Origin of the sequence: Streptomyces sp. NRRL WC-3605 (genome assembly GCF_001509795.1) — a bacterium.
Classification (GTDB): domain Bacteria; phylum Actinomycetota; class Actinomycetes; order Streptomycetales; family Streptomycetaceae; genus Streptomyces; species Streptomyces viridochromogenes.
Map to the genome: position 1 here is coordinate 26,627 of NZ_LLZN01000055.1, position 26,986 is coordinate 53,612.

Annotated in this window: 18 protein-coding genes and 1 tRNA gene; 9 read left to right on the forward strand and 10 right to left on the reverse strand. The window is 71.3% G+C overall.

The genetic code is table 11. The annotated features are described in order from the left end of the window. The first annotated feature begins 240 nt into the window (after positions 1-240). Complete coding sequence (locus ADL34_RS36110; RefSeq protein ID WP_159038930.1) at positions 241-393, forward strand: hypothetical protein; 153 nt, start codon at positions 241-243, stop codon at positions 391-393. A 305-nt stretch (positions 394-698) separates the two neighbouring features. Here the strand turns inward: ADL34_RS36110 and ADL34_RS16690 are convergent, their stop codons facing one another. Genes ADL34_RS16690 through ADL34_RS16705 form a run of 4 tightly spaced genes read right to left on the reverse strand, consistent with a single transcriptional unit; the run spans position 699 to position 5,302 of the window. Beyond that, positions 699-2,063: a GH1 family beta-glucosidase gene (locus tag ADL34_RS16690; protein ID WP_062666333.1), complete on the reverse strand. Its 1,365-nt coding sequence runs from the start codon at positions 2,061-2,063 to the stop codon at positions 699-701. A 47-nt stretch (positions 2,064-2,110) separates the two neighbouring features. Beyond that, complete coding sequence (locus ADL34_RS16695; RefSeq protein WP_062666335.1) at positions 2,111-2,950, reverse strand: carbohydrate ABC transporter permease; 840 nt, start codon at positions 2,948-2,950, stop codon at positions 2,111-2,113. Positions 2,951-2,987: 37 nt separating this feature from the next. Further along, positions 2,988-3,977, reverse strand: a complete 990-nt coding sequence (locus ADL34_RS16700; RefSeq protein WP_062666337.1) for a carbohydrate ABC transporter permease — start codon at positions 3,975-3,977, stop codon at positions 2,988-2,990. A 5-nt stretch (positions 3,978-3,982) separates the two neighbouring features. Then, on the reverse strand, positions 3,983-5,302 hold the full coding sequence (locus tag ADL34_RS16705; RefSeq protein WP_062666339.1) for an ABC transporter substrate-binding protein: 1,320 nt from the start codon (positions 5,300-5,302) through the stop codon (positions 3,983-3,985). 206 nt (positions 5,303-5,508) lie between these two features. Between ADL34_RS16705 and ADL34_RS16710 the strand changes: the two genes are divergently transcribed. Beyond that, positions 5,509-7,317, forward strand: coding sequence for a coagulation factor 5/8 type domain-containing protein (locus ADL34_RS16710; protein WP_199835583.1), 1,809 nt, complete (start codon positions 5,509-5,511; stop codon positions 7,315-7,317). Between the two features lie 87 nt (positions 7,318-7,404). On the opposite strand, the gene fusA is transcribed toward ADL34_RS16710, so the two are convergent. Then, positions 7,405-9,453 (reverse strand): elongation factor G, encoded by a 2,049-nt coding sequence (gene fusA / locus ADL34_RS16715; protein ID WP_062666342.1) that lies wholly within the window; start codon positions 9,451-9,453, stop codon positions 7,405-7,407. Positions 9,454-9,976: 523 nt separating this feature from the next. On the opposite strand from fusA, the gene ADL34_RS16720 reads away from it, so the two are divergent. Together ADL34_RS16720 and ADL34_RS16725 are read left to right on the forward strand one after the other, a co-directional pair. Next, a complete protein-coding gene (locus tag ADL34_RS16720) occupies positions 9,977-11,392 on the forward strand; it encodes an MFS transporter (RefSeq protein WP_062666343.1) in 1,416 nt (471 codons plus the stop codon). A 209-nt stretch (positions 11,393-11,601) separates the two neighbouring features. Continuing rightward, on the forward strand, positions 11,602-12,480 hold the full coding sequence (locus ADL34_RS16725) for an ABC transporter substrate-binding protein (RefSeq protein ID WP_234375039.1): 879 nt from the start codon (positions 11,602-11,604) through the stop codon (positions 12,478-12,480). An 18-nt stretch (positions 12,481-12,498) separates the two neighbouring features. Here the strand turns inward: ADL34_RS16725 and ADL34_RS16730 are convergent, their stop codons facing one another. Next, on the reverse strand, positions 12,499-15,225 hold the full coding sequence (locus tag ADL34_RS16730) for a SpoIIE family protein phosphatase (protein WP_079034073.1): 2,727 nt from the start codon (positions 15,223-15,225) through the stop codon (positions 12,499-12,501). A 372-nt stretch (positions 15,226-15,597) separates the two neighbouring features. Between ADL34_RS16730 and ADL34_RS16735 the strand changes: the two genes are divergently transcribed. Continuing rightward, the gene (locus ADL34_RS16735; protein WP_062666347.1) at positions 15,598-16,122 is read left to right on the forward strand and encodes a hypothetical protein; all 525 of its coding nucleotides are present in this window, start codon (positions 15,598-15,600) and stop codon (positions 16,120-16,122) included. A gap of 147 nt (positions 16,123-16,269) precedes the next feature. On the opposite strand, the gene ADL34_RS16740 is transcribed toward ADL34_RS16735, so the two are convergent. After that, positions 16,270-16,354: transfer RNA gene (locus ADL34_RS16740), tRNA-Leu, on the reverse strand. A gap of 140 nt (positions 16,355-16,494) precedes the next feature. Between ADL34_RS16740 and ADL34_RS16745 the strand changes: the two genes are divergently transcribed. Continuing rightward, entirely contained in the window at positions 16,495-17,829 is a 1,335-nt protein-coding gene (locus tag ADL34_RS16745) for a DUF2254 domain-containing protein (RefSeq protein ID WP_062666349.1), read from the forward strand. 218 nt (positions 17,830-18,047) lie between these two features. Here the strand turns inward: ADL34_RS16745 and ADL34_RS16750 are convergent, their stop codons facing one another. The 3 genes from ADL34_RS16750 to sucC form a co-directional block, all read right to left on the reverse strand. Beyond that, positions 18,048-19,589: an aldehyde dehydrogenase family protein gene (locus ADL34_RS16750; RefSeq protein ID WP_062666350.1), complete on the reverse strand. Its 1,542-nt coding sequence runs from the start codon at positions 19,587-19,589 to the stop codon at positions 18,048-18,050. Between the two features lie 108 nt (positions 19,590-19,697). Then, positions 19,698-20,582 (reverse strand): succinate--CoA ligase subunit alpha, encoded by an 885-nt coding sequence (gene sucD / locus ADL34_RS16755; RefSeq protein WP_062666352.1) that lies wholly within the window; start codon positions 20,580-20,582, stop codon positions 19,698-19,700. Positions 20,583-20,596: 14 nt separating this feature from the next. Then, positions 20,597-21,730 (reverse strand): ADP-forming succinate--CoA ligase subunit beta, encoded by a 1,134-nt coding sequence (gene sucC, locus ADL34_RS16760; RefSeq protein ID WP_062666354.1) that lies wholly within the window; start codon positions 21,728-21,730, stop codon positions 20,597-20,599. Between the two features lie 144 nt (positions 21,731-21,874). Between sucC and ADL34_RS16765 the strand changes: the two genes are divergently transcribed. Genes ADL34_RS16765 through ADL34_RS16775 form a run of 3 tightly spaced genes read left to right on the forward strand, consistent with a single transcriptional unit; the run spans position 21,875 to position 26,967 of the window. Further along, entirely contained in the window at positions 21,875-23,557 is a 1,683-nt protein-coding gene (locus ADL34_RS16765; RefSeq protein WP_062666356.1) for a thiamine pyrophosphate-binding protein, read from the forward strand. Between the two features lie 10 nt (positions 23,558-23,567). Continuing rightward, positions 23,568-24,818, forward strand: a complete 1,251-nt coding sequence (gene frc / locus ADL34_RS16770; RefSeq protein ID WP_062666357.1) for a formyl-CoA transferase — start codon at positions 23,568-23,570, stop codon at positions 24,816-24,818. Between the two features lie 4 nt (positions 24,819-24,822). Continuing rightward, entirely contained in the window at positions 24,823-26,967 is a 2,145-nt protein-coding gene (locus ADL34_RS16775) for an acetate--CoA ligase family protein (RefSeq protein ID WP_062666449.1), read from the forward strand. The last annotated feature ends 19 nt before the right edge of the window (positions 26,968-26,986 follow it).

Below are 26,986 nucleotides of genomic sequence, written 5' to 3' on the forward strand. Positions count from 1 at the left end.
ACCCGCAGGAACTCCGGGTACCGCTCGAACCGGCCGAGAGCGGCGACTCCGGCGTACAACAGCAGTTCACGGTTGGCCCGTACGGCGCCCGGCTCGCCGTCGGCGCCGCGCACCGCGACCCGGGTGAGCCGTCCCGCCTCGTCAGTGAGCAGCCGGTGCGCCCGGGTCTCCATCCTCAGCGTGAGGTCGGGGCGGTCGAAGACGGGGGGCAGACACGCGGCGGAGGCGGACGAGCGCAGGTTGCGCGACCTTCTCCCGGCGCCCGGCGGAGCTGAGCGGCCGGCCACCGCCCGCGGGATCGACGGAGACGAGGAGACCGCCCGCTGGCTGGACGCGGTCGCGGAACTGCTCGGCCTGCGGCACGTACACCGTTTCCGCTCCGCGGGGAAGTGAGCGGCCACGGCCACGGAAGGCCGACCCGCCTCGTGATCCGGCCATGGGCGAGCCGGCCTCATGCCGTCAGCCGCACCCTCCCCGCGGCGGCCACAGCGCGGTCGACGGCCTCGTCGCAGAGCAGCGCGAGATCGTAGCCGCCGCGGGCGTAGCCACTGACGAGGGAGAGCCGTGCCCGTGCCTCAGCTCAGATGCGCTTCTGCGCTACCGGGACCCGAACCGGCCCGTCTGCGGGGCACACCCCGGATGTCCATGGCCCCGGCATCGGTGGGCGCAGGCCCCGTCCCGCGCCCACCACCGGCGCGTCACGCCGCCCGCCGCGCCCTCCCCCCATGCGCCCGCACGATGTCCGCGTACAGATGGCCGGTGCCCTTGATCGTCCGTACCTGTGTCTCGTAGTCCACGTGGACCAGGCCGAAGCGCTTCGCGTAGCCGTACGCCCACTCGAAGTTGTCCAGGAGGGACCACGCGAAGTAGCCGGCCAGTGGGGCGCCCTTGCGGGCGGCCGAGGCGCAGGCCGCTAGGTGCCGGACCAGGTAGTCCTGCCGTTCGGGGTCGTCGACCGTGCCGTCGGGGCGTACGACGTCCGGGAAGGCGGAGCCGTTCTCGGTGACGTAGATCTTGCGGGCGCCGTACTCCTCGGTGAGCCGCAGCAGCAGGGTCTCGATGCCGCTCGCGTCGATCTCCCAGTCCATGCCGGTGCGCGGCACGTCGGGGCGGCGGACCGCGCGGGCGTACGGGGCGGGGCCCTCGGGGTCGTCGACGACGCGGGCCGGGAAGTAGTAGTTCAGGCCGAGCCAGTCCAGAGGGGCCGCGATCGTCTCCAGGTCGCCGGGGTGCGAGGGGAGTTCGACCCCGTACGTCTCGACCATGTCGGCCGGGAAGCCTCGGCCGTGGATCGGGTCGAGCCACCAGCGGTTGACGTGGCCGTCCTGGCGGCGGGCGGCGGCCTCGTCCTCGGGTCGGTCGCCGGCCGCGTACACCGTGGAGAGGTTGTTGACGATGCCGACCTCGGCGCCGGGGGCGGCCGCGCGGATCGCCTGCGTGGCCAGGCCGTGGCCGAGGAGGAGGTGATACGAGGCGCGGACCGCGGCCGTGAGGTCGGTCAGGCCCGGGGCCATCGTGCCCTCGAGGTGCCCGATCCAGGCCGAGCAGGACGGCTCGTTGAGGGTGGCGAAGTGGCGGACGCGGTCACCGAGCCGGGAGGCGACCACCGAGGCGTACTCGGCGAAGTGCTCGGCCGTCGCGCGCTCGGGCCAGCCGCCCCGGTCCTGGAGGGCCTGCGGCAGGTCCCAGTGGTAGAGGGTGACGGACGGCGTGATGCCCGCCTCCAGCAGGGCGTCCACCAACTCGTCGTAGAAGGCCAGCCCCTTGGGGTTCACCGGACCGTCGCCGCCGGGCAGGACGCGAGGCCAGGCGACGGACAGGCGGTAGGCGTTGGTGCCGAGCGTGCGCATGAGGGCGAGGTCCTCGCGCCAGCGGTGGTAGTGGTCGCAGGCGACGTCGCCGGTGTCGCCGTTGGCGATCTTTCCGGGGGTGTGCGAGAACGTGTCCCAGATCGACGGGGAGCGGCCGTCCTCCGCGACGGCTCCCTCGATCTGGTACGCCGCTGTGGCGGTGCCCCACAGGAAGTCGTTCGGGAGTGCGGCGAGGTCGATACGGTCGGGCACGGAGTTCCTTTCGGGGCGGGGGTGGCACTCGGGGCGGGGGTGCTCGGTCACTTGACGGCGCCCGCGGTCAGTCCGGCGACGAGGTAGCGCTGGAGGAGGAGGAAGCCGGCCACCACGGGGACGCTCACGACCAGCGAGGCGGCCATGATCTGGTTCCAGTACACGTCGTTGAGCGTGGAGTAGCCCTGGAGGCCGACGGCGAGGGTGCGGGTGGTGTCGTTGGTCATGACGGACGCGAACAGCACTTCGCCCCAGGCCGTCATGAAGGCGTAGACGGCGACGGCGACGATGCCGGGGACGGCGGCCGGGACGACGACCCGGAACAGTGCGCCGAGCGGTCCGCAGCCGTCGACCAGCGCGGCCTCGTCCAGGTCGCGCGGGACGGAGTCGAAGTAGCCGATCAGCATCCAGATGGAGAACGGCAGGGAGAAGGTCAGGTACGTCAGGATCAGGCCGCCGCGCGAGCCGAACAGGGCGATGCCGGTGGCGTTGCCGATGTTGACGTAGATGAGGAACAGCGGGAGCAGGAAGAGGATGCCCGGGAACATCTGCGTGGACAGGACGGTGACTGTGAAGACCCGCTTGCCGCGGAAGTCGTAGCGGCTGACGGCGTACGCGGAGAAGACCGCGATCACCACCGAGCAGACCGTGGCCGCGCCCGCCACGACGAGCGAGTTCACGAAGTACCTCGCGAGCGGCACCGTCGACCAGATGTCGATGTAGGGGCGGATCGTCAGACCGCTGGGCAGCCAGCGGAACGTGCCCGACACGTCGGCCAGCGGCTTGAGCGAGCTGGAGACCATCACGTAGACGGGGACCAGGACGAAGCCGGTGAGCAGGGTGAGGAAGATCCGCCGGGACCAGAGGAAGGACCGGGGCGGTGCCATCGGGGACCTGTACGACCCGGCGAGGGGCCGTGTGGACTCAGACATCGGCGGTCCTCCGTCCGCGCGAGGTGATCACGAGGTAGACGCCGGTGACCACGAGCAGGAAGAGCAGCAGGAGCACGGACATCGCCGAACCGGTGCCGAAGTTCCAGGTGACGAAGGACGCCTGGTAGATGTGCACGGAGATGAGGTCGGCTGCCTCGGGCGCGGTCTTGCCGAACAGGACGTACGGCGTGTTGAAGTCGTTGAACGTCCACAGGAACAGGACGAGGACGAGCACCTGGTTGACGGGGCGCAGCGACGGCAGGGTGATCCGGCGGATCTGCTGCCACATGCCGGCGCCGTCGAGGGAGGCCGCCTCGTACAGCTCCTTCGGGATGTTCTGCAGGCCGGCCATGACGATGAGGAAGGCGAACGGCCAGCCCTTCCACACGGACACCGTCAGCAACGCGAAGAAGCTGTTGTCGCCGATGAGCCAGAACGTGGGCTTGTCGGTGATGCCGAGCTGGTCGTGCAGGACGTGGTTCACCAGGCCGTTGTCGTGCTGGAACATGAAGACCCAGGTGATGACGGCGGTGTACACGGGCAGCGCGTACGGCACCAGGAACAGGGCGCGCAGCAGGCCCCGGCCGCGGAACGCGTCCTGCATGTAGAGGGCGGCGGCGGTGCCGATGCACCAGCACAGGGCGACGGACAGCAGGGTGAAGGCGACCGTGACCAGGAACGAGTGGAGCAGCGCCTCGCCCACGGGGGCGTCGAAGTCCACGGAGATCTTGTAGTTGTCGACGCCGTTCCAGGGCGCGGTGGTCCAGTCGCGGATGTAGAACTGCGTGAGTTCCTTGAAGCTCATCACCATGCCGATCACCATCGGCACGAGGTGGACGAGGAGTTCGAGGAGCAGGGCGGGCAGGAGGAGCAGGTAGGGCAGGCCGATGCGGCGGATCCGCCCGGGACGGCGGCGGGGGCCGCTCGCCGTCCCGGGGGAGCTCGGACGCACCGCGGCCTCGGTGGGGACCGTGGTCGTCATCGTGCTCACTTCGCCGGCATCTGCTGCTGGGCCTTCTCGAGGGCGGCCTTGACCGAGTCCTCCGTGACCTTGCGTCCGGCGGCGGCGTCGGCGAACAGCCCCTTGATGGCGGTGCCGACGGCGGTCTCGAACTGGGACTCGTCGGCGACCTGCGGGGCGGCGACGGCGCTCTTGGCGAGGGTGTCCTTGAGGACCGCGTTCGCCGGGGTGTTGAAGGCGGCGTCGGCCTGGGCGCCCTTGACCGGCGGTATGGAGCTGTAGGCCTGGTTGAGGATCTTCTGCTCGGCGTCGCTCGTCATGAACTTCACGAACTTGGTGGCGCCGTCGATGTTGTCGGTGTTCTTGAAGACGGCCATGTTGATGCCCATGACCATGGAGTTGACGCCGGTGCCGGTGCCGGGGGCGCCGGACTGCACGGGCACCGGGGCGATGCCGTAGTCGTCCTCGCTCATGCCCTGGGACTTGAGGTTGGCGGACGCGGACTGCCACAGCAGCATCGCCGTCTTGCCCTTGGCGAAGTCGCTGACGGACTGGTTCTGCGCGTACTCGGCGTTGCCCGGCGCGACGACCTTGTCCTTGGCCATCAGGTCGACGAACTGCTTGACGCCGGCGACGGCCTTGTCGGAGGTGAAGTCGGCCTTGCCGTCGGCGGTGAAGAAGTCGGCGCCGTGCTGCTTGGCGAAGACGACGGCGTGGTGGATGTTCTCGGAGGGGTTGGACCCCTCGACGCCGAGCGCCCACTTGCCGCCGCCGGTGAGCTTCTTGCCGTCGGCGACGAGTTCGTCCCAGGTGGCCGGCGGCTCGGCGATGCCGGCGTCGGCGAACGCCTTCTTGTTGTAGTAGAGCGCGTACGCCATCGAGTACAGCGGGACGGCGGCCGGGTCCTTGCCCTCGGCGCCGGTGGAACCGAGCGCGGAGTCGACGAAGCGGTCCTTGCCGCCGATCTTGTCGAACTGCGCCTTGTCCCACGGCAGAAGGGCGCCGGTGGCCTGGAGCGAGGCGGACCAGGTGTTGCCGATGTTGAGGACGTCCGGGCCCTGGCCGGACGTGGTGGCGGTGAGGATGCGGTTGAGCAGGTCGGACCAGGGCACGACCTCCAGCTTCACCTCGATGCCGGTCTCCTTCTCGAACTTGTCGAGTTCGGGCTGGAGGACCTTCTTGTCGACCTCGATGCTGGCGCCCTGGTTCGAGGCCCAGTACGTGAGGGTCTTCGGGGAGTCGTTCGACCCCCCGCCGTCCGTCGACGAACCGCCTCCGCAGGCCGTGGCGGCCAGGGCGAGAGACATGGTGACGGCAGCTACGGCCGCGGCTCGCGTTGTGCGCATGGCTCCGGTGTCCCTTCCGGGGGTACTGCTGCTTAATTTAGAGCGTGAGTTAAGCCCCTGGGCGCGACGGCGTCAAGGCTTTGGACGCACTTGCCGGACTCTTGTCCAACCCCTTGACCTTTTCATTTCGCGGTTGAACCATTCAGCGGCGAGAGAGCGCTCCCAGACCCCACTTCGTTCACTTCCTGAACCAGGAGAGCCGCCCCATGCCTGATTCCTTGCCGTCGAACTCCCCCTCCGACTCCCGGCCCGCGGTCGGCCGCCGCACCCTGCTGGGCGCCGCCGCGGCGGCCACCGCCGCACCCGTGGTGCTGGGTTCGGCCGCCCGCGCCTCCGCCGCGCCGACGCCCCGCCGCAAGCCGCGTGCCCTGCCCGGCGGTGGCGACCTCGGCCCGAACGTCCTCGTCTTCGACCCGTCGACCCCCGGCATCCAGGCCCGCCTCGACGAGGTGTTCCGGCAGCAGGAGTCCGCCCAGTTCGGCACCGGCCGCTACGCCCTGCTGTTCAAGCCCGGCACCTACCAGGGCCTCAACGCCCAGCTCGGCTTCTACACCTCCATCGCGGGCCTCGGCCTCTCCCCCGACGACACCACCATCAACGGTGACGTCACCGTCGACGCCGGCTGGTTCGACGGCAACGCGACGCAGAACTTCTGGCGTTCGGCGGAGAACCTGGCGCTGGTCCCGGTGAACGGCACCAACCGCTGGGCGGTCGCGCAGGCGGCCCCGTTCCGCCGGATGCACGTCCGCGGCGGCCTCAACCTCGCCCCCAGCGGCTACGGCTGGGCCAGCGGCGGCTACATCGCGGACAGCCGGATCGACGGCCAGATCGGCCCCTACTCTCAGCAGCAGTGGTACACCCGCGACAGCGCGATCGGCAGTTGGCTCAACGGCGTCTGGAACATGGTGTTCTCGGGTGTCGAGGGCGCACCCGCGCAGAGCTTCCCCAATCCGCCGTACACCACCCTGACCACCACGCCGGTCTCCCGCGAGAAGCCGTTCCTGTACCTCCAGGGCAGCGAGTACCGGGTCTTCCTGCCCGAGAAGCGGACCAACGCACGCGGCGTGACCTGGGGCAACGGCACCCCGCGCGGCACCTCCCTGCCGCTCACGCGGTTCTACGTCGCCCGCCCCGGCGTGACGGCGGCGACACTGAACCAGGCCCTGGCACAGGGCCTGCACCTCCTCCTCACCCCCGGCATCTACCACCTGTCGGAACCCCTGCGGATCGACCGGCCGAACACGGTCGTCCTCGGCCTCGGCTACGCGACCCTCATCCCGGACGGCGGTGTCACGGCGGTGAAGGTCGCCGACGTCGACGGCGTGCGGCTCGCCGGCTTCCTGGTGGACGCCGGGCCGGTCAACTCCCCCACCCTGCTGGAGATCGGACCGCGCGGGGCCTCCCGCGACCACTCCGCGAACCCGACCACCGTCCAGGACGTGTTCATCCGCATCGGCGGCGCGGGCCCCGGCAAGGCCACGACCAGCATGGTCGTCAACAGCCGCCACACGATCGTCGACCACACCTGGGTGTGGCGCGCCGACCACGGCGACGGCGTCGGCTGGGAGACCAACCGCGCCGACTACGGCGTCGTCGTCAACGGCGACGACGTCCTGGCGACGGGCCTGTTCGTCGAGCACTTCAACAAGTACGACGTGCAGTGGTTCGGCCAGCGGGGCCGCACGATCTTCTTCCAGAACGAGAAGGCGTACGACGCCCCCAACCAGGCCGCCATCCAGAACGGCTCGGTCAAGGGCTACGCCGCCTACCGGGTCGGCGACGCGGTGACCTCGCACGAGGGCTGGGGCCTGGGCAGCTACTGCTACTACAACGTCGACCCGACGATCGTCCAGCACCACGGCTTCGCCGCCCCGACCCGCCCGAACGTCCGCTTCCACAACCTCCTCGTGGTCTCCCTGGGCGGCCAGGGCCAGTACGAACGCGTCATCAACGACACGGGCACCCCGACGTCGGGGACGTCCACGGTGCCGTCGACGGTGGTGTCGTATCCCTGACCGGTGACCGGTGAACTGGTGACCCGTTCCGGTTCCGGGGGAGGGCGGCCCCACCTGACTCCAGGTGGGGCCGCCCTCGCCCTCAGGTCACCGGGCGGCCTGCGGCGCTGGGGCCGGGGCGTAGCCCGTCGGGCGGGTGGTGAAGGTGCCGCGGCCCTGGGTGCGGCTGCGCAGGCGGGTCGCGTAGCCGAACAGTTCGGCCAGGGGCACGGTCGCCGTGACGACCGCCGCGCCCGCCCGGGTGACCGAACCCGAGACGCGTCCGCGGCGGGCCGCCAGGTCGCCGAGGACGGTGCCGACGGCGTCCTCCGGCACGGTGACCGTCACCTCGGCGACCGGCTCCAGCAGCACCATCGCGCAGGAGCGCAGGGCGTCGCGCAGGCCGAGGCGGCCGGCGGTGCGGAACGCGGTGTCGGACGAGTCCTTCACATGCGTCGCCCCGTCGGTGAGGGTGACGCGCACCCCGGTCACCTGGTGCCCGCCGAACGGCCCCTCGACGAGGGCGTCGCGGCAGCCGGCCTCCACGGCACGGACGTACTCCTGCGGCACCCGCCCGCCCACGACGGCCGAACGGAACTCGAAGCCGGACCCGGCCTCCAGCGGTTCGACGTCGAGGACGACGTGCGCGAACTGACCCGCGCCACCGTCCTGTTTGACGTGCCGGAAGACGAACCCGCGCACGCCGGTGCCGACGGTCTCGCGGTACGACACCCTCGGCCGTCCGACGGCGACGTCCAGGCCGGTCTCGCGCCTGATCCTCTCCACCGCGACCTCCAGGTGCAGTTCGCCCATCCCGGACAGCAGCGTCTGCCCGGTCTCCGCGTCCGTGCGCACCACCAGCGACGGGTCCTCCTCGGCGAGCCGGGCCAGCGCGGTGGCCAGCCGGTCCGTGTCGGTGGACCTGCGTGCCTCCACGGCGACCGACACCACCGGGTCGGCCACACCCGGCGGTTCCAGGACGAGGGGGGCGCCCGGCGCGCACAGCGTGGAGCCCGCGCGAGCCGACTTCAGGCCGACGACGGCGACGATGTCCCCGGCGACCGCCCGGTCGACCTGGGCGTGCCGGTCGGCCTGCACCCGCAGGATCCGCCCGATCCGCTCGGTGCGTCCGGCGCTCGTGTCCAGCACGGTGTCCCCCTTCCCGATCGTTCCCGAATACACCCGCACGTACGTCAGCCGTCCGGTCGGCGTGGCGCTCACCTTGAACGCCAGCCCCGCGAAGGGCGCCGCCGGGTCGGCCGGGCGCCGCTCGTGCGGGTCCTGCGTGTCGTGGACCGGCGGTACGTCGAGCGGTGACGGCAGGTACGCCACCACCGCGTCGAGCAGCGGCTCCACACCGCGATTGCGGTAGGCCGAGCCGCACAGCACGACGACGCCCTCCCCGGTGCGGGTGACCTCGCGCAGGGCGGCGGTCAGCGTGCCGGGCGACACGGTCCCCCGCGCGCAGAACTCCTCCAGCGCCTCGGCGTGCAGCTCGGCCACGGCCTCCTCCAGCAGACGCCGGCGCCGGCGGGCCTCGGCCCGCAGTTCCTCCGGTAAGTCCTCGACCGCGAAGGTGCCGTCGTCGCCCCAGACCAGCGCGCGCATCCGTACGAGGTCGACGACCCCGCGGAAGCCGTCCTCGGTGCCGATCGGCAACTGCACGGCCAGCGGCACCGGATGCAGCCGTTCCCGGATCGACGCCACCGCCCGGTCGAGGTCCGCGCCCGCGCGGTCCAGCTTGTTGACAAAGGCGATCCTCGGCACGCCGTGCCGGTCCGCCTGCCGCCACACCGACTCGCTCTGCGGCTCGACGCCCGCAACGGCGTCGAACACGGCGACCGCGCCGTCGAGCACGCGCAGCGCCCGCTCGACCTCGTCGGCGAAGTCGACGTGGCCGGGGGTGTCGATGAGGTTGACGCGGTGCCCGTCCCAGTCGCAGCTCACTGCCGCGGCGAAGATGGTGATGCCCCGGTCGCGCTCCTGCGGATCGAAGTCGGTGACGGTGGTGCCGTCGTGCACCTCGCCCCGCTTGTGGGTGGTGCCGGTGGCGTACAGGATCCGCTCGGTGACGGTGGTCTTCCCGGCGTCGACGTGGGCGAGGATGCCGAGGTTGCGTACGGCGGCGAGGGCGTTGATGTGGGTGTGCGTGCGCACGGCCGGTGGCCTTTCGGATGGTCCGGAAGAGGGCGGCGCGATGCCCCGGCGCACGGCAGCGCGGGCCCACGGCGAGGCGGGGGCGCTGGATCAGACGTGCGTCACGGGGTCCGGTGCCGGGCGCGCAGCGGGCACCGGGCGGCCGGAGACACCAGGATCACCTCGGTCCGGCGGGACCGGGAACGGGGAGCAGCGGCGGCGGTGTGCGCACGCACGGCCTGTCTCCCCTCGTCGTCGGTCGTGACGGCGCCGCCCGTCGTGGGCGGCGTCCTGCGGTGAGTCTAGGGAGGGCCGCTCGACCTGTGCCACGTGTTTTCGCCGAAGCGCGGGCCCACCACCCAGGCCCCACGGCATGCCCCTAGCCGTCTCGCATCGCGAGATGAGATTCCTGCTTCATGAGATGTCTGAGAGTCTTCGATCTACCTGCACTGTGCACCTATATTCGAGACAGGGAACGGGTGCCGCCGTGCGGGTCCGTCGGCACGCGCCGCCGCGACCCTTCTCCCCCTCGAAAGACCGAGAGATGTCTGCACCCACCAGCAGTCCCGCCGGCACCCCCGTGAACTCGCGGTCCCGCGTCCTCGTCGCCAGCCTCATCGGGACGACGATCGAGTTCTACGACTTCTACATCTACGCGACCGCGGCCGTCCTGGTGTTCCCGAAGCTCTTCTTCCCGAGCAGCGACCCGACCACGGCCCTGCTGTCGTCGTTCGCCGTCTTCGGCGCCGCCATGGTCGCCCGCCCGATCGGCGCCATTGTCTTCGGGCACCTCGGAGACCGCCTCGGCCGCAAGGGCACGCTGGTGACCTCGCTGCTCACCATGGGTATCGCCACCTTCCTGATCGGCGTACTGCCCACCTACGCGCAGGCCGGCTGGGTCGCCACCGCGCTGCTGGTGCTGATGCGGCTGGCGCAGGGCTTCGCGCTGGGCGGCGAGTGGAGCGGCGCCGCGCTGGTCGCCACCGAGAACGCCCCGAGCGGCAAACGCGCGCTGTTCGGCACGTTCCCGCAGCTGGGCGCGCCGCTCGGCTTCATCATCGGCAACGGCCTGTTCCTGATCATGGGCGCGCTGATGCCGTCCGCGGCGGGCGCCGACCCGTCCCAGCCCTCGGACGCCTTCCTGAGCTGGGGATGGCGGGTGCCGTTCCTGTTCTCGGCCGTGATGGTGGCGATCGGCCTGTGGGTGCGGATGCGCCTGGTCGAGTCGCCGGTGTTCGCGAAGACCCGGGAGGCCGGACTGGTGCGCAAGCTGCCGCTGGCGGCCGTGGTCCGCAGCCATGGGAAGCAACTGGTCCTCGGCACCTTCTTCATGCTGGCGACGTACGTGCTCTTCTACCTGATGACCACCTTCTCGCTGAGCTACGGCCGGACCGCGACGGACGCCGCCGTCCCCGGACTGGGCTACAGCTACACCACCTTCGTCCTGATGATGATCTTCGGCGTGTTGTTCTTCGCGGTGTTCACCCTGGTCTCCGGCCCGCTCGCCGACCGCTACGGCCGCCGCACGACCCTGGCGTGGGTCACCGCGGCGATCGTCGTGTTCGGGCTGGTGTGGGTGCCGCTGATCGGTCTGGGCACGCTCGGTGTGGTGCTGTGGCTGGTGCTGGGCTTCACCCTGATGGGTATGACGTTCGGGCCGATGGGCGCGCTGCTGCCGGAGCTGTTCCCGACGAGCATGCGGTATACCGGGTCCGGCATCTCGTACAACGTCAGCTCGATCCTCGGCGCCGCCGTCGCCCCGTTCATCGCGGTGGCCCTGTGGGAGGCGGGCGACGGCTCGCCGTGGCTGGTCGGCGTCTACCTCTCGTCGATGGCGGTGCTGACGCTGATCGCCCTGCTGGTGGGCAAGGAGACGAAGGACGTACGGCTGGAGGAGGGCGAGTCCGCCGCGGCTCCGGCCCCCGCCCGTGACGAGGCCGCCACCACCGTGGCCCCCTGAGCGCACCGGTCACTGTCGAGTACCACTGAGCACCACCGATTCACCCCTGAACGCCGCTGAGGCCCCCCAAGTCCGTTGCCGGACGCGGGGGGCCTCGGCGTGCCCGGAGCACACCCCACGGCCAGCGACTCCGCGGCGGCTCCGGCCACCGTTAGGCCCCGGGTGATTTATGGTGAATCCAGCAGTTTGCCCCTACCGGAGGTGCAATGATGCGCGCCGCGGCAGCGATCGTCTCTCTGGCTGTCAGCGGGGCGCTCGTCATCGCGACCTCGGCCTGCGACCAGGACGGATCGAAGGCGTCGAAGGTCCGCTACGGCGACTGTGACGTCTCGGGGCGGCACGGCGAGTTCCATCTGACCCCGGAGACGGCCGGGGCGCTCACGGTCAAGACGACCCTGCCCGCGCCGGGCTGGTGGAACGGTGACACGCCGGACTCCGTCAGGAGCGGCTACGAGTACTGCATGGCCGCGAACATCGCCTACCGCTCCGGACTCGACCGCGTCGACGTCAAGAACGCCCCCTTCCCGGAGGTCGTGTCCGGCCGGACCAAGGACTTCGACCTGGCCCTGGCACAGATCACGATCACACCGGAACGCAGCAAGGTCGCCGAGTTCTCCCCGCCCTACCTCTCCTCGACCCTCGGCCTGCTGATCAGGGAGGGCGAGCGGATCGACGAGGACAACATCAGCGACGTGCGCATCGGGGTGGCAGAGGGCACCACGGGCGAGCAGTTCGTCGAGGACCGCATCAAGCCGGTCAAGCCCGTCACGGCCTACGCCAACGACCCGGAGATGATCACGGCCCTGGAGGACGGGCGGATCGACGCGGTCGTCCACGACACGACCATCCTGCTGCCGTACGCCCAGAAGGAGGGCAGCATGGTGAGCCTGGTGGGCCAGTACCGGACCGACCAGGGCTACGGCGCCCTCTACCCGATGGGTTCGCGCAACCGGACCGAACTGGACCGGGTCATCAGGCAGCTCATCGACGACGGGACACTCGCCAAGCTGTCGGCCGTCTATCTCGGGGCCGCCTTCGGCCGGGACCCGGCCAAGATCCCGTTCCTCACGGTCGACGAGAGTTCGTGACCGCGCGCCCCCACGGCGTCACAGGTCGAGGAGGCCGGTCAGATCCCCGGCGGCCTCGCCGTCGAGCGCCAGCTCAGCCCAGATGATCTTGCCTCGGTCGGTGTACCGCGTCCCCCAGCGGCGGGACATCTGCGCGACGAGGAACAGGCCGCGGCCCCCCTCGTCGGTGAAAGTGGCCCTGCGCAGATGCGGGGAGGTGCTGGTGCCGTCGGCGACCTCGCAGATCAGGCCGTCGTGGTCACGCAGCAGCCGTAGGCCGATGGGGCTGCGGCCGTACCGGATGGCGTTCGTCACCAGTTCGCTGAGGATCAGCTCGGTGGTGAAAACCGCCTCGCCGAGCCCCCAGGACTCCAGCCTGCGGCCGGCCTCCGCACGGATGCGGGGGACGGCGGCGGGGTCGTCGGGCACGTCCCACTCCGCGACCTGGTCCGGGTCGAGCAGCCGGGTGCGGGCGACGAGCAGGGCGACGTCGTCGCTCGGCCGGGTGCGCAGCATCGCATCGAGCACCGCCTGGCACGTGTCGTCGAGACTGGCGCCGTGCGTGGCGGCCAGCGCCTCCCGCAGCATGCCGAGCCCGACGTCGATGTCCCGGTCCCGGGCCTCGACCAGGCCGTCGGTGTAGAGGACGAGCCGGCTGCCGGCGGCCAGCCGGAGCTCGGCGGTCTCGACCGGCAGCCCGGCCCCCACACCGAGCGGCGGGGCGACCGGGATGTCGGGGAAGGTCACGGAGCCGTCGGGCGCGACGAGGGCCGGTCCGGGGTGGCCGGCCCGGGCGAGGACGCACCGCCCGGAGACCGGGTCGTAGACCGCGTACAGGCAGGTGGCCCCGGTGATCGCCTCGGTGTCGCCCTCGACCGCCGCGTCGTGGTCGATCCGGGTGATGAGGTCGTCCAGGTGTGCGAGGAGCTCGTCCGGAGGCAGGTCGAGGGCGGCGAAGTTGTGCACGGCCGTCCTCAGACGGCCCATGGTGGCGGCGGCGTGCAGCCCGTGGCCGACGACGTCGCCGACCACCAGGGCGACCCGGGCCCCGGGCAGCGGGATGACGTCGTACCAGTCGCCGCCGACCCCGGCCTGCGCGGGCAGGTACCGGTGCCCGACCTCCAGGGCGGACAGCTCGGGGAGCGTGCCGGGCAGGAGGCTGCGCTGGAGGGTGACGGCCGTCGTGTGCTCGCGGGTGTAGCGGCGCGCGTTGTCGATGCACACGGCCGCCCGGGTGGCGAGCTCCTCGGCCGGGGACACGTCGTCGCCCTCGAAGGGATCCTGCTCCGAACGCCAGAACTGCACGACCCCCAGCAGCTGGCCCCGCGCCCGCAGCGGCACCGAGATCATGGAGTGCATCCCGTACGCGATGACCTGCCGCGCGCGCTCCGGGTCCTGGGCGCGCCAGCCGTCGGCCGCGGCGAGGTCCGCCACCAGGACCGGCCGGCCGGTGGTGACACCGGTGGTGACGGGATTGCCGGGCCGGTAGCGCACCGGCGTTCCGACGGGCCGGAAGGGCGGGTCGTCCTGGATGCCCGCGACCGCCACGCGGCGCATCTCCGTGCTCGCTCCCGTGGGCTCGTCGCCGTGCAGCACGGACTTCACCAGTTCGACGGTGGCGAAGTCGGCGAAGCGCGGGACCGTCACCTCGGTCAGCTCCTCGGCGGTGCGTCGGATGTCGAGGGTGGTGCCGATCCGGGTCCCGGCCTCGTAGAGCAGTTGCAGACGCCCGCCCGCCACGTCGGCCCGGCCGGCGAGCGAGCGCAGCTCGGTGGTGTCGCGCAGAGTGGCCACGCAGCCCTCGCGGGGACCCACGGGCCGGACGTTGACCGCGAGCAGGGTGTCACCGGCCAAGAAGACCTGGTCCGTGGCGGCACGGCCCGATCCCAGCAGTTCGGCCAGGGCCGGGTTCAATCCGATCTCGGTGACCGGTCTGCCCTCGGCGTCCGGGGGCAGGGTGAGCAGGCGGCGCGCCTCGTCGTTGGCCAGCAGCAGCCTTCCGTCGCCGTCGAGGATGAGGACGCCCTCGCGGACCGCGTGGAGCACGGCGTCGTGGTGCTCGTACATACGGGTCATCTCGACGGGCCCGAGGCCCCGGGTCTGCCGCCGCAGACGACCGCTGACCAGCGCGGACCCGCCCGCGGCCAGGAGCAGCGCGACTCCGCCGGCAGCGAAGATCACCGGCAGCTGCTCCTGCACGACCCCGGTGACCTTGTCCACCGTGACGCCTACGGTGACGAGGCCGACGGCGTCGCCCTTGTCATTGAAGACGGCCACCGTCGAGTCGACCGCCTTCCCCAGGCTGCTGTCGAAGGTGGTCTGGTGGGGCTTGCCTTCGAGTGCGTTGCCGTAGGAGGTGGAGACGTGCTTGCCGATCTGGTCCTCGTCGGGGTGGGTCCACCGGAAGCCGTAGGGACTGAGCGCCACGACGTAGTCGACGCCGGTCTTCTCGCGCACCGCCTCGGCGTGCGGCTGCAGCTCGGCCGTCGGGTCGTCGCTCTGCATCGCCTCGGCGGTGCCCCGGGCGTTCGCGAACGCCTCGGCCGTGACGAGCGACCGGTCCTTGGCCTCCTGGAGCGCGCGGTTGCGGTCCTGGATCACGAGGGCCGCCACGGCCGTGGCGATCAGCAGCAGCACCACGACGAACTGGAGCAGGAAGACCTGACCGGCGACGCTGCGCGGCTTCCGCCACGACAGCAGGCGCCGGCCGGCCGAAGCGCGCCGGGCCTTCGGGGCGGCTTCCGACGCCCCGCCTCCGGGAGGCACGCGATCGCGCCCACCCTCGGGGGGTACGCGGTCGCCCCCGCCCTCAGGGGGCACACGGTCACCCTCGCCCTCAGGGGGTACGCGGTCGCCCTGTCGGCGCGCTGGGGCGTATCGCCCTAGTTTGCCCATTTTCTCAGTATCGGGGACGGGAGAGAGGGGCGCGGCTCAGGGCGGGGCGATCGTGCTCGGCGGCCGCAGCAGGGTTGCCAGGAGCGGGCCCCGCGTCGGCGCCTCGGCCGCACGCATCGCATCTCGGCCGGGGCGAGTGCCCGCACGCCACCACCGGGTAATGCGCAGGCCGGCCGGGCCACGCCTGTCCTATTCTGACCGCCGCCGTCCCCGCCAGGACGAGCCCGAAGGAGGGGTGGCAGAGTGCCGGACGTGTACGGGATCATGCTGGACGCCGAGCTGAGCCAGGCGTTCGACGTGTGGTCCGCCTATCTGGACGCCCGGACCGGCGAAGACCACCAGGCCCGCGCACGACTGCGTTCCACCTTGCGATCGGCCCGCGAGGCGGCCGCCGCGGGCGATCTCGAGTCCGCACGCGCCCTGGTGGCGGAGTTGTACGACGACGCGCGAGACGCCGGTCTTCCCTGGGCTCCGGTGCGGCCCGACGCCCGCACGGCGGACCGGCAGGCGCGCGACTACACCAAGGACGAGCTGCGGCAGTTGCTTCCCGTGGACCAGCGTGAGGAACTCGACAGCATCGCGATCTACCTGAGCGTCACGCGTCGACGCCTCCGGACCGCCCCCGGCCTGGACGCGGCCACCTGCCGAGACATCCTGTACGTCTCGGCCCGCGCCGACATGGCCCTCGACCTCGCTCACCCGACAGCGGCGTGGCGGGAACTCGAACGCCTCAAGGCCATCGCGCGACGCTGTGGCGTGGAGCCCTGAGAACCGAGCGGAAACGACGGGGCCGCGACGACGAGGCCCACCGGTATCCGCACCCCTGTTCCTCGACCCGGCGCCGAATCTCCGCGGCAACAAAAAGAGGACCTCGACCTGATGGCCGTGGTCCTCGATCTCCATCGCTGGAGTGAGTGTCCGAGGGGGGACTTGAACCCCCACGCCCGATAAAGGGCACTAGCACCTCAAGCTAGCGCGTCTGCCATTCCGCCACCCGGACTAGGTGTGCGCCGCCGTGCCGGGGTGTCCCGTCGGCGACATGGACAACAATACCAAGCTTTCGGAGTGCCTTTCACCTGCGTTTCCTTCCATCGGGCGGGGGTCCCGGACCTCGCGGCCCGGCCCGCCTAGGGTCGCACCATGAGTGACTGGCTGGTTACACGGGGCCCGAACGCGGGGCGGCGCCGTCCGCGGGCGCTGTCGCCGTTCCGGGAGCATCTCCGGGACACCTTCTGGTTCGCGCCGACGGCCGCGATGGTGGGCGTGTTCGTCGTCTGGCTGGCGGCGCAGGCGCTCGACACGGCGATCGTGGACGCGCTGCGCGAGGACGGCGACTACGAGTCCATCGAGGAGCTGCTGCGGTTCGCGGAGGACGCCAAGACCGTCGTGAACGCGGTCGGGTCGGCCATGATGACGTTCATCGGGGTGGTCTTCAGCATCTCGCTGGTGGCCGTGCAGATGGCGAGCGGGCAGTTCACCCCGCGGGTGGTCCGGCTCTTCGTGCGCAGCCGGATCACCAAGGCGACGTTCGCCGTCTTCCTGGCCACCTTCGTGCTGAGTCTGCTGGTGCTGACCTCGTTCGACACCACCGACGACCCGCGGAAGGCGACGACGCTGCCGCTCGTGCAGTCGGTCCTCACGCTCTGCATGGTGGCGCTGAGCCTGCTGCTCTTCGTGCTGTACGTGAACGGCACGCTGCGGCTCATGCGGATCAGTCATGTGATCGCGCGGATCGCCTCGGAGTCCTTCCGGATGGTGGCGTCGATGCCGCCGTCCGACGGCGGTCCGGACGCGCCCGGTCTCGGTGCGCCGACGGCTTGGGTGCCGCACGACGGGCGCGCCGGGGTGCTGCGGGACGTGCACATCGCGCGGCTGGTGCGGGTGGCCCGCCGGCACGGGGTGGTGCTGCGGCTGGTGCCCCGCATCGGGGATTTCGTGGTGCCGGGTACGCCGCTGCTGGCCGTGCACGGCGGGGCCGCCCCGCCCGCGGGCGCGCTGCGCCGCATCACGTCCGTGGGCGTGGAGCGGACGTTCCACCAGGACCTCGGATTCGGGCTGCGGCAGCTGTCGGACATCGCGCTGCGCGCCCTGTCCTCGGCGATCAACGACCCGACGACGGCCGTGCAGGCACTCGACCGGATCGTGCAGTTCCTCGCGGCGATGTCCCGGCGTCCGCTGGACGAGGCGGTGCTCCGGGACCGTGGCGGGGCCGTGCGGCTGGTGCTGTCCGTGCCGGGGTGGTCGGAGCTGGTGGATCTCGGGTTCGCCGAGGTACGGGTGTGCGGTGCTGACAGCCCGCAGGTGACCCGGCGGCTATTGGCCGGGCTGGACGACCTGCTGCTGCTCGCTCCCCCGGACCGGCGGGAGCCGCTGCTGCGGCACCGCGAGCTGCTGCGGCAGGCGGTCGAGGAGACCGTCCCGAACGCCTCCGACCGTGCGTTCGCGCTGCGGCCGGACCGGCAGGGCATCAGCTGACCGGATGCGGACCGGCCCGCCGACGCCCCGGTCGGTCCGGGCCGCCGATGCCCCGGTCGGTCCGGGCGCCCGTGCTCGCGGAGGAGCCGGTGCCGGAGCGCTCTCCGACTGCCGCTCTCCGCCCGTCCGGGTGCCCGTGCACAGGGGGGAGGAGGGGAGGAGCCGGTGCCGGCAAGCACCCCGGGCTGCCGCTCCCCACCCCGTCCCGGTACCCATGCTCAGGGCAGCAGCTGGTACTCCGGGAAGTTCCCCGGCAGCCGCTCCCCCGGCGGGCCCTGCGTCACCGCGCGTACCAGCAGGTCGCCGCCGACGAACGCGCCGCGCCAGGACGCGCCGAAGCCGCCGAACAGCTCGTCCCGGTCGCCGCGTGAGCGCGGCGTGCCGTGGCCGACCTTGAACGCGCGGATCTGCGGGGCCAACCTGTCGTACGTGGCGCGGTCGTCGGTGGAGAGCGTGGCGACCAGGGCGCCGTTGGAGGCGTTCATGGCCGCCAGCAGCTCCGCCTCGGTGTCGACCAGGACGATCGTGTCGACCGGGCCGAAGGGTTCCGCGTGGTGCAGCGGGGAGGATCGCGGCGGGTTGAGGAGGGTGACGGGCTGGACGTACGCCGAGGTGTCCTGGCCGGGGAGGAAGCGGGCGTCGGAGAGCCGGCCGCGGTGCAGCGGGACGGCGCCCCGGTCGATGGCCTCAGCCACCTGGTCATGGAGTTCCTTGGCCTTGGCGGCGTTGATCACCGGGCCGAAGTCCAGGCGGGGGTACGGGTCGTCCGGCTGTTCGACCGCCAGGGGGTGGCCGATCCGCAGGGTGCGGACGGCGGGCAGGTAGGCGGCGAGGAAGTCGTCGAACAGCTCGCGCTGGACGACGAAGCGCGGGTACGCCGTGCAGCGCTGTTTGCCGTAGTCGAAGAGCTTGGGGACGACGGCGGTCAGGGTGTCCCAGTCCGTGTAGTTCCAGATGCCCCAGGTGTTGAGTCCTTCCTGTTCGAGGATGTGGCGCTTGCCGAGGTCGGTGACGGCCGTGGCCACCGCCGCGCCGGTGTCGCGGCCGCCGACGAAGGAGACGCAGCCGATCTCGGGCGCCCGCACCAGCGCCTGGGACAGCTCACCTCCGCTGCCGCTGACGAGGGTGACGGGGATGCCCTCGCGGGCGGCGAGCGCGCAGGCCAGGGTCAGACAGGCGACACCGCCGTCGGTCGGGGTCTTGGCGATGACCGCGTTGCCCGCCAGGGCCTGTACCAGCACTGCGTGAACGAGCACGCTCATCGGGTAGTTCCAGCTCGCGATGTTGGAGACGGGTCCGTCGAGCGGGACCCGCTCCGCGGTCATCGGTCCGATGCCGTCGACGTACCAGCGGACGCCGTCGATGGCGCGGTCGACGTCCGCCGTCGCGAGCCGCCAGGGCTTGCCGATCTCCCAGACGAGGAGCAGGGCGAGCAGGTCGCGGTGCTGGGCGAGGGCGTCGAGGGTGGCGGCGACGCGGGCCCGGCGTTCGTCGAGGGGGACGTGCCGCCAGGCGCGGTGCTGGTCGAGCGAGGCGCGTACGGCCTGGTGGGCGGTGGCCGCGTCCAGGCGGGGCGGGCCGGCGATGGGGCTGCCGTCGACGGGGCTGGTGGCGGGCAGCGCGCGGCCGTCCGCCTGCCAGGTGCCGTCCCAGAGGTTGAGGACACGGTCGTCTCGGAACGCCTCCGGGGCGACGGCGAGGCAGCGCTGCCAGGCGTCGGTCCAGGAGGTGCCGGACTTGAGGGTGAGGGTGGTGGCCAAGGGGTCTCCGCTCTCGGTGCACAGTCGGGGGCGGTGGTGATGGCTGCGAGGGACGCTAGCGGGGGGCGGGCACGCCGGTAAGTGACCGCGCGTGGACTATGAGTGACGTCACGCGCCGGTGGTGAGGCGGTCCAGGACCAGGCGGGCGGTGTCGGTGGGGGTGCGGCCGACCCGTACGCCCACGGCCTCCAGCGCCTCCTTCTTCGCGCCGGCCGTGCCGGAGGAGCCGGAGACGATCGCGCCCGCGTGCCCCATGGTCTTGCCCTCGGGCGCGGTGAAACCGGCGATGTAGCCGACGACCGGCTTGGTGACGTGGTCGCGGATGTAGGCGGCCGCGCGTTCCTCGGCGTCGCCGCCGATCTCCCCGATGAGCACGATCAGTTCGGTGTCGGGGTCGTCCTCGAACGCGGCGAGGCAGTCGATGTGGGTGGTGCCGACGACGGGGTCGCCGCCGATGCCGACGCAGGTGGAGAAGCCGACGTCCCGCAGCTCGTACATCAGTTGGTAGGTGAGGGTGCCGGACTTGGAGACCAGGCCGATGCGGCCGGGCTTGGTGATGTCGGGCGGGATGATGCCCGCGTTGGACTGGCCGGGCGTGATGAGGCCGGGGCAGTTGGGGCCGATGACGCGGGTGCCGCGTGCCCTGGCGTGGGTCGTGAAGGCGACGGAGTCGTGGACCGGGATGCCCTCGGTGATGACGACGGCGAGCTGGATGCCGGCGTCGGCGGCCTCGGTGACGGCCGCCTTGGCGAAGGCGGGCGGGACGAAGACCACGGTGACGTCGGCGCCGGTCGCGTCGATGCCCTCGGCGACGCTGCCGAAGACGGGCACGGCCCGGTCGTCGAAGTCGACGGTCCGGCCGGCCTTGCGCGGGTTGACGCCGCCGACGACGTTGGTGCCGGCGGCGAGCATCCGCCGGGTGTGCTTCATGCCCTCGCCGCCGGTCATGCCCTGGACGAGGACCTTGCTCTCCTTGGTGAGGTAGATGGCCATGTCGTCATGTCTCCTCAGGCGGTGGCGGCGGCGAGTCGGGCGGCGCGTTCGGCGGCGCCGTCCATGGTGGTGGCCTGCTGGACCAGCGGATGGGCGTGCCCGTCGAGGATGGCCCGGCCGCGGGCGGCGTTGTTGCCGTCGAGGCGGACCACGAGCGGCTTGGTCAGCCGGACGGTGTCCAGGGCCCTCACGATGCCGTCGGCGACCGCGTCGCAGGCGGTGATGCCGCCGAAGACGTTGACGAGGACGGACTTCACGTCCGGGTCGGACAGGATGACGGAGAGGCCGTCGGCCATGACCTGCGCGGAGGCGCCGCCGCCGATGTCGAGGAAGTTGGCGGGCCGCGCGCCGCAGCCTGCGACGACGTCGAGGGTGGACATGACGAGTCCGGCGCCGTTGCCGATGACGCCGACCTCGCCGTCGAGCTTGACGTAGTTGAGGCCCTTGGCGGCGGCCGCCGCCTCCAGGGCGTCGTCGTGCCCGGTGCCGTCGGCGCCCCAGCGGGCCTGCCGGAACTGGGCGTTGTCGTCGAGGGTGACCTTGCCGTCGAGGGCGAGGATGTGGCCCTGTGCGGTGCGGACGAGGGGGTTGACCTCGACGAGGAGGGCGTCCTCGCGGACCAGCACCTCCCACAGGCGGACGAGGACGTCGACGGTCTGCGGCGGCAGTCCGGCGGCCTCGGCGATCTCGGCGGCCTTCGCGGAGGTGACGCCCTCGGCGGGGTCGACGGGGACGCGGGCGACGGCCTCGGGCCGGGTGGCCGCGACCTCCTCGATCTCCATGCCGCCCTCGGCGGACGCGATCGCGAGGAAGCGGCCCGCCGCGCGGTCGAGGACGTAGGACACGTAGAACTCGGCCCCGATGTCGACGGGTTCGGCCAGCATGACCGTGCCGACGGTGTGGCCCTTGATGTCCATGCCGAGGATCTGACGGGCGGTGAGCTCGGCGGCGGCGGGGTCCGCGGCGAGCTTCACGCCGCCCGCCTTGCCCCGGCCGCCGGTCTTCACCTGTGCCTTGACGACGACCCGGCCGCCGAGCCGCCGGGCGATCTCGCGGGCCTCCTTGGAGGAGTCCGTGACCTCCGCCCGTGGCACCACGATGCCGTGTTCTGCGAAGAGTTCCCTTGCCTGGTGCTCGTACAGGTCCATTCCGGCTCCTGACTCGAAAGTGCCGCACGCCCCCTGGACACCACCCATCGGATGCGGGATAACAAGGTTCATACAGTATTCGTCGACTGTATGCAATGTACCGCGAGACCGCTCCCACCCCCTACGAAGGGACAGGACTTCGCCATGCCCGACGACACCAAGGACGTCATCTCCGGTGGTCATCTCGTAGCCAAGGCACTGAAGGCCGAGGGGGTCGACCGCATCTACACCCTCTGCGGCGGCCACATCATCGACATCTACGACGGCTGCGTCGACGAGGGCATCGAGGTCGTCGACGTCCGTCACGAGCAGGTCGCCGCCCACGCCGCCGACGGCTACGCCCGCATCACCGGAAAGCCCGGCTGCGCGGTCGTCACCGCCGGGCCCGGCACCACCGACGCCGTCACCGGCGTCGCCAACGCCTTCCGCGCCGAGTCACCGATGCTGCTCATCGGCGGCCAAGGCGCCCTCACCCAGCACAAGATGGGGTCCCTGCAGGACCTGCCGCACGTCGACATGATGACGCCGATCACCAAGTTCGCGGCGGCCGTCCCCGATACGGCCCGTGCCGCGGACATGGTGTCGATGGCGTTCCGCGAGTGCTACCACGGCGCCCCCGGGCCCTCCTTCCTCGAGATTCCCCGCGACGTCCTCGACGCCAAGGTGCCCACGGCGAAGGCACGCGTGCCCCAGCCGGGCGCCTACCGGGCCTCCACCCGCTCCGCCGGCGACCCCGAGGCCGTCGAACGGCTCGCCGACCTGCTCGTCCACGCCGAGAAGCCGGCCATCCTGCTCGGCAGCCAGGTGTGGACGACCCGCGGTACCGAGGCCGCCGTCGAGCTGGTGCGCACTCTCAACATCCCCGCCTACATGAACGGCGCCGGCCGTGGCACCCTGCCGCCCGGAGACCCGCACCACTTCCAGCTGTCGCGCCGGTACGCCTTCTCCAACGCCGACGTCATCGTGATCGTCGGCACGCCCTTCGACTTCCGCATGGGGTACGGCAAGCGGCTGTCGCCGGACGCGACGGTCGTGCAGATCGACCTCGACTACCGCACCGTCGGCAAGAACCGCGACATCGACCTCGGCATCGTCGGCGACGCCGGCCTGGTGCTGAAGTCGGTGACCGAGGCCGCTTCCGGGCGCGTCAACGGGGGCGCGTCGAAGCGCAAGGAGTGGCTGGACGAGCTGCGCGCGGCCGAGCAGACCGCGCTGGAGAAGCGACTGCCCAGCCTCCGGTCCGACGCCTCGCCCATCCACCCGTACCGGCTGGTCAGCGAGATCAACGACTTCCTCACCGAGGACTCCATCTACATCGGCGACGGCGGCGACATCGTCACCTTCTCCGGCCAGGTCGTGCAGCCCAAGTCGCCCGGGCACTGGATGGACCCGGGTCCGCTCGGCACGCTCGGCGTCGGGGTGCCGTTCGTGCTCGCGGCCAAGCAGGCGCGGCCCGACAAGGAGGTCGTCGCGCTCTTCGGCGACGGCGCGTTCTCCCTGACCGGCTGGGACTTCGAGACGCTCGTCCGTTACGACCTCCCCTTCGTCGGCATCGTCGGCAACAACTCCTCGATGAACCAGATCCGTTACGGCCAGGCCCAGAAGTACGGCCTGGAGCGCGAGCGGGTGGGCAACACCCTCGGCGACGTCCACTACGACAAGTTCGCGCAGATGCTGGGCGGTTACGGCGAGGAGGTCCGCGACCCCGCCGACATCGGCCCCGCGCTGCGGCGCGCCCGTGAGTCCGGGAAGCCGTCGCTGATCAACGTCTGGGTCGATCCCGACGCGTACGCCCCCGGAACCATGAACCAGACCATGTACAAGTGAGGTGGCCCGTATGACCGGCACGACGGGTACTCCGTCCAAGGCTCTCGAAGGCATCCGCGTCCTGGACATGACGCATGTGCAGTCCGGGCCGTCCGCGACCCAGTTGCTCGCCTGGCTCGGCGCGGACGTCGTCAAGCTGGAGGCGCCGACCGGTGACATCACGCGCAAGCAGCTGCGCGACCTCCCGGACGTCGACTCCCTCTACTTCACGATGCTCAACTGCAACAAGCGGAGCATCACCCTCAACACCAAGACCGAACGCGGCAAGGAGATCCTGACCGAGCTGATCCGGCGCTCCGACGTCATGGTCGAGAACTTCGGGCCGGGCGCGGTCGACCGCATGGGCTTCACCTGGGACCGCATCCAGGAGATCAATCCTCGGATCGTCTATGCCTCCATCAAGGGGTTCGGCGACGGCCCGTACACCGGTTTCAAGGCGTACGAGGTCGTGGCGCAGGCCATGGGCGGGTCGATGTCGACCACCGGTTTCGAGGACGGGCCGCCGCTGGCGACGGGGGCCCAGATCGGTGACTCGGGCACCGGGGTGCACGCCGTGGCAGGGATCCTCGCGGCGCTCTTCCAGCGCGAGACCACCGGGCGCGGTCAGCGGGTCAATGTGGCGATGCAGCACGCCGTGCTCAACCTCTGCCGGGTGAAGCTGCGCGATCAGCAGCGCCTCGCCCATGGCCCGCTTCCCGAATATCCCAACGACGACTTCGGCGACGAGGTTCCCCGGTCGGGGAACGCGTCCGGCGGGGGCCAGCCCGGCTGGGCGGTCAAGTGCGCGCCGGGCGGTCCGAACGACTACGTGTACGTCATCGTGCAGCCGGTCGGCTGGCGACCGATCAGCGAGCTCATCGGCCGGCCGGAGCTGGCCGACGACCCCGAGTGGGCGACGCCGGAGGCCCGGCTGCCCAAGCTGAACAAGATGTTCCAGCTGATCGAGGAGTGGTCCTCGACGCTGCCCAAGTGGGAGGTGCTGGAGCGGCTGAACGCGCACAACATCCCGTGCGGGCCGATCCTGTCCACAAAGGAGATCATCGAGGACTCCTCGCTGGTCGCGAACGAGATGGTGGTCACCGTCCCGCACCCCGAACGCGGCGAGTTCACCACCGTCGGCAGCCCGCTGAAGCTGTCCGACTCCCCCGTCGAGGTGACCAGTTCACCGCTGCTCGGCGAGCACAACGAAGAGGTGTACATCGGCGAGCTCGGACTCGGTGACGAGGAGCTGCGCCTGCTCAAGTCGAACGGGGTGATCTGACGTGATGGCCGAGGACCGTGTCATCAGGGTGCGGACGCTGCTCGACGCGGTGCGGGCCGAGGGCCGTACGGCGCTCACCGCGCCCGAGGGCAAGGTGATCGCGGACGCGTACGGGATCGCCGTACCGGGCGAGGAACTGGCGCGGGACGTCGACGAGGCCGTCGCGTACGCGGCGCGCTTCGGCGGGCCGGTGGTGATGAAGATCGTCTCCCCGGACATCCTCCACAAGACCGACGCCGGCGGGGTGGTCGTCGGGGTCGAGGGGGCGGTGGACGTCCGGGCGGCGTTCCACCGCATCGTCGACAACGCGCGCGCGTACGACGCGAAGGCCCGCATCGAGGGCGTCCAGGTGCAGGAGCTGCTGCCGCAGGGGCAGGAGGTCATCGTCGGTGCGGTCACCGACCCGACGTTCGGGAAGGTGGTCGCGTTCGGGCTGGGCGGGGTCCTGGTGGAGGTCCTGAAGGACGTCACCTTCCGGCTCGCTCCGGTGACCGCCGACGAGGCGCTGTCCATGCTGGACTCGATCCGTGCCGCGGAGATCCTGCGCGGGGTGCGCGGCGGGGCGGCCGTGGACCGGTGGGCGGTCGCCGAGCAGATCCGCCGGGTCGGGCAACTGGTCGCCGACTTCCCGGAGATCGCCGAGGTGGACCTCAACCCGGTCATCGCCACCGCAGAGGCGGCGGTGGCGGCGGACATCCGGGTGATCCTCTCCTCCGAGGCGCGCAAGGAGCGCAGGCGGTACACGCGCGCGGAGATCCTCACCTCGATGCGCCGGCTGATGCAGCCGTCGTCGGTCGCCGTCATCGGCGCGTCCAACGAGCAGGGCAAGATCGGCAATTCGGTGATGCGCAACCTGGTCGACGGCGGCTTCGCCGGGGACATCCATCCGGTGAATCCCCGGGCCGATGACATTCTGGGCCGCAAGGCGTACAAGAGTGTCACGGACGTACCCGGTGAGGTGGATGTGGCGGTCTTCGCCATCCCAGCGAAGTTCGTGGCGTCGGCGCTGGAGGAGGTGGGGCGCAAGGGCATCCCGAACGCCGTGCTGATCCCCTCAGGGTTCGCGGAGACCGGTGAGCACGCGCTCCAGGAGGAGATCGTCGCGATCGCCGAGCGGCACGGCATCCGGCTGCTCGGGCCGAACATCTACGGCTACTACTCGACGTGGCAGGACCTGTGCGCCACGTTCTGCACGCCGTACGACGTCAAGGGCGGGGTGGCGCTGACCTCGCAGTCCGGCGGCATCGGCATGGCGATCCTGGGCTTCGCCCGGACCACGAAGACGGGTGTGTCGGCGATCGTCGGCCTCGGCAACAAGTCGGACCTGGACGAGGACGACCTGCTGACCTGGTTCGGCGAGGACCCGCACACCGAGTGCATCGCGATGCACCTGGAGGACCTGAAGGACGGGCGCGCGTTCGTCGAGGCCGCGCGGGCGACCGTGCCGAAGAAGCCCGTCGTGGTCCTCAAGGCGGGGCGGACGGCCGCCGGCGCGAAGGCCGCCGGGTCGCACACCGGGGCCCTCGCGGGCGACGACGCCGTGTACGACGACATCCTCCGGCAGGCCGGTGTCATCCGGGCTCCCGGGCTCAACGAGATGCTGGAGTACGCGCGCGCGTTGCCGGTCCTGCCCACCCCCCAGGGCGACAACATCGTGATCATCACGGGGGCGGGCGGCAGCGGGGTGCTGCTGTCGGACGCGGTGACGGACAACGGCCTGTCGCTGATGGAGATCCCACCGGATCTGGACGAGGCGTTCCGCCGGTTCATCCCGCCCTTCGGGGCGGCGGGCAACCCGGTGGACATCACGGGCGGCGAGCCGCCGTCGACGTACGAGGCGACGATCCGGCTCGGCCTGGAGGACCCCCGCGTCCACGCGCTGGTCCTCGGCTACTGGCACACCATCGTCACTCCCCCGATGGTCTTCGCGGAGCTCACCGCGCGCGTGGTCGCCGAGTTCCGCGAGCGGGGGATCGAGAAGCCCGTCGTCGCGTCGCTCGCGGGCGACGTGGAGGTCGAGGAGGCCTGCCAGTACCTCTTCGAGCGGGGGGTCGTGGCGTACCCGTACACGACCGAGAAGCCGGTGGCCGTACTGGGCGCCAAGTACCGCTGGGCGCGGGCGGCGGGACTCCTGGGGGGCGGCTCATGAGGTGACACGGCGGGGGGCC

Coding starts and splice junctions, on each gene's coding strand:
- ADL34_RS16700 (WP_062666337.1), bottom strand. CDS start 3,977: ATGACGACCACGGTCCCCACCGAGGCCGCGGTGCGTCCGAGCTCCCCC.
- ADL34_RS16705 (WP_062666339.1), bottom strand. CDS start 5,302: ATGCGCACAACGCGAGCCGCGGCCGTAGCTGCCGTCACCATGTCTCTC.
- ADL34_RS16720 (WP_062666343.1), top strand. CDS start 9,977: ATGTCTGCACCCACCAGCAGTCCCGCCGGCACCCCCGTGAACTCGCGG.
- sucD (WP_062666352.1), bottom strand. CDS start 20,582: ATGGCCATCTACCTCACCAAGGAGAGCAAGGTCCTCGTCCAGGGCATG.
- sucC (WP_062666354.1), bottom strand. CDS start 21,730: ATGGACCTGTACGAGCACCAGGCAAGGGAACTCTTCGCAGAACACGGC.
- ADL34_RS16695 (WP_062666335.1), bottom strand. CDS start 2,950: ATGGCACCGCCCCGGTCCTTCCTCTGGTCCCGGCGGATCTTCCTCACC.
- ADL34_RS16765 (WP_062666356.1), top strand. CDS start 21,875: ATGCCCGACGACACCAAGGACGTCATCTCCGGTGGTCATCTCGTAGCC.
- ADL34_RS16775 (WP_062666449.1), top strand. CDS start 24,823: ATGGCCGAGGACCGTGTCATCAGGGTGCGGACGCTGCTCGACGCGGTG.
- ADL34_RS16725 (WP_234375039.1), top strand. CDS start 11,602: ATGCGCGCCGCGGCAGCGATCGTCTCTCTGGCTGTCAGCGGGGCGCTC.
- ADL34_RS16745 (WP_062666349.1), top strand. CDS start 16,495: ATGAGTGACTGGCTGGTTACACGGGGCCCGAACGCGGGGCGGCGCCGT.
- frc (WP_062666357.1), top strand. CDS start 23,568: ATGACCGGCACGACGGGTACTCCGTCCAAGGCTCTCGAAGGCATCCGC.
- ADL34_RS16710 (WP_199835583.1), top strand. CDS start 5,509: ATGCCTGATTCCTTGCCGTCGAACTCCCCCTCCGACTCCCGGCCCGCG.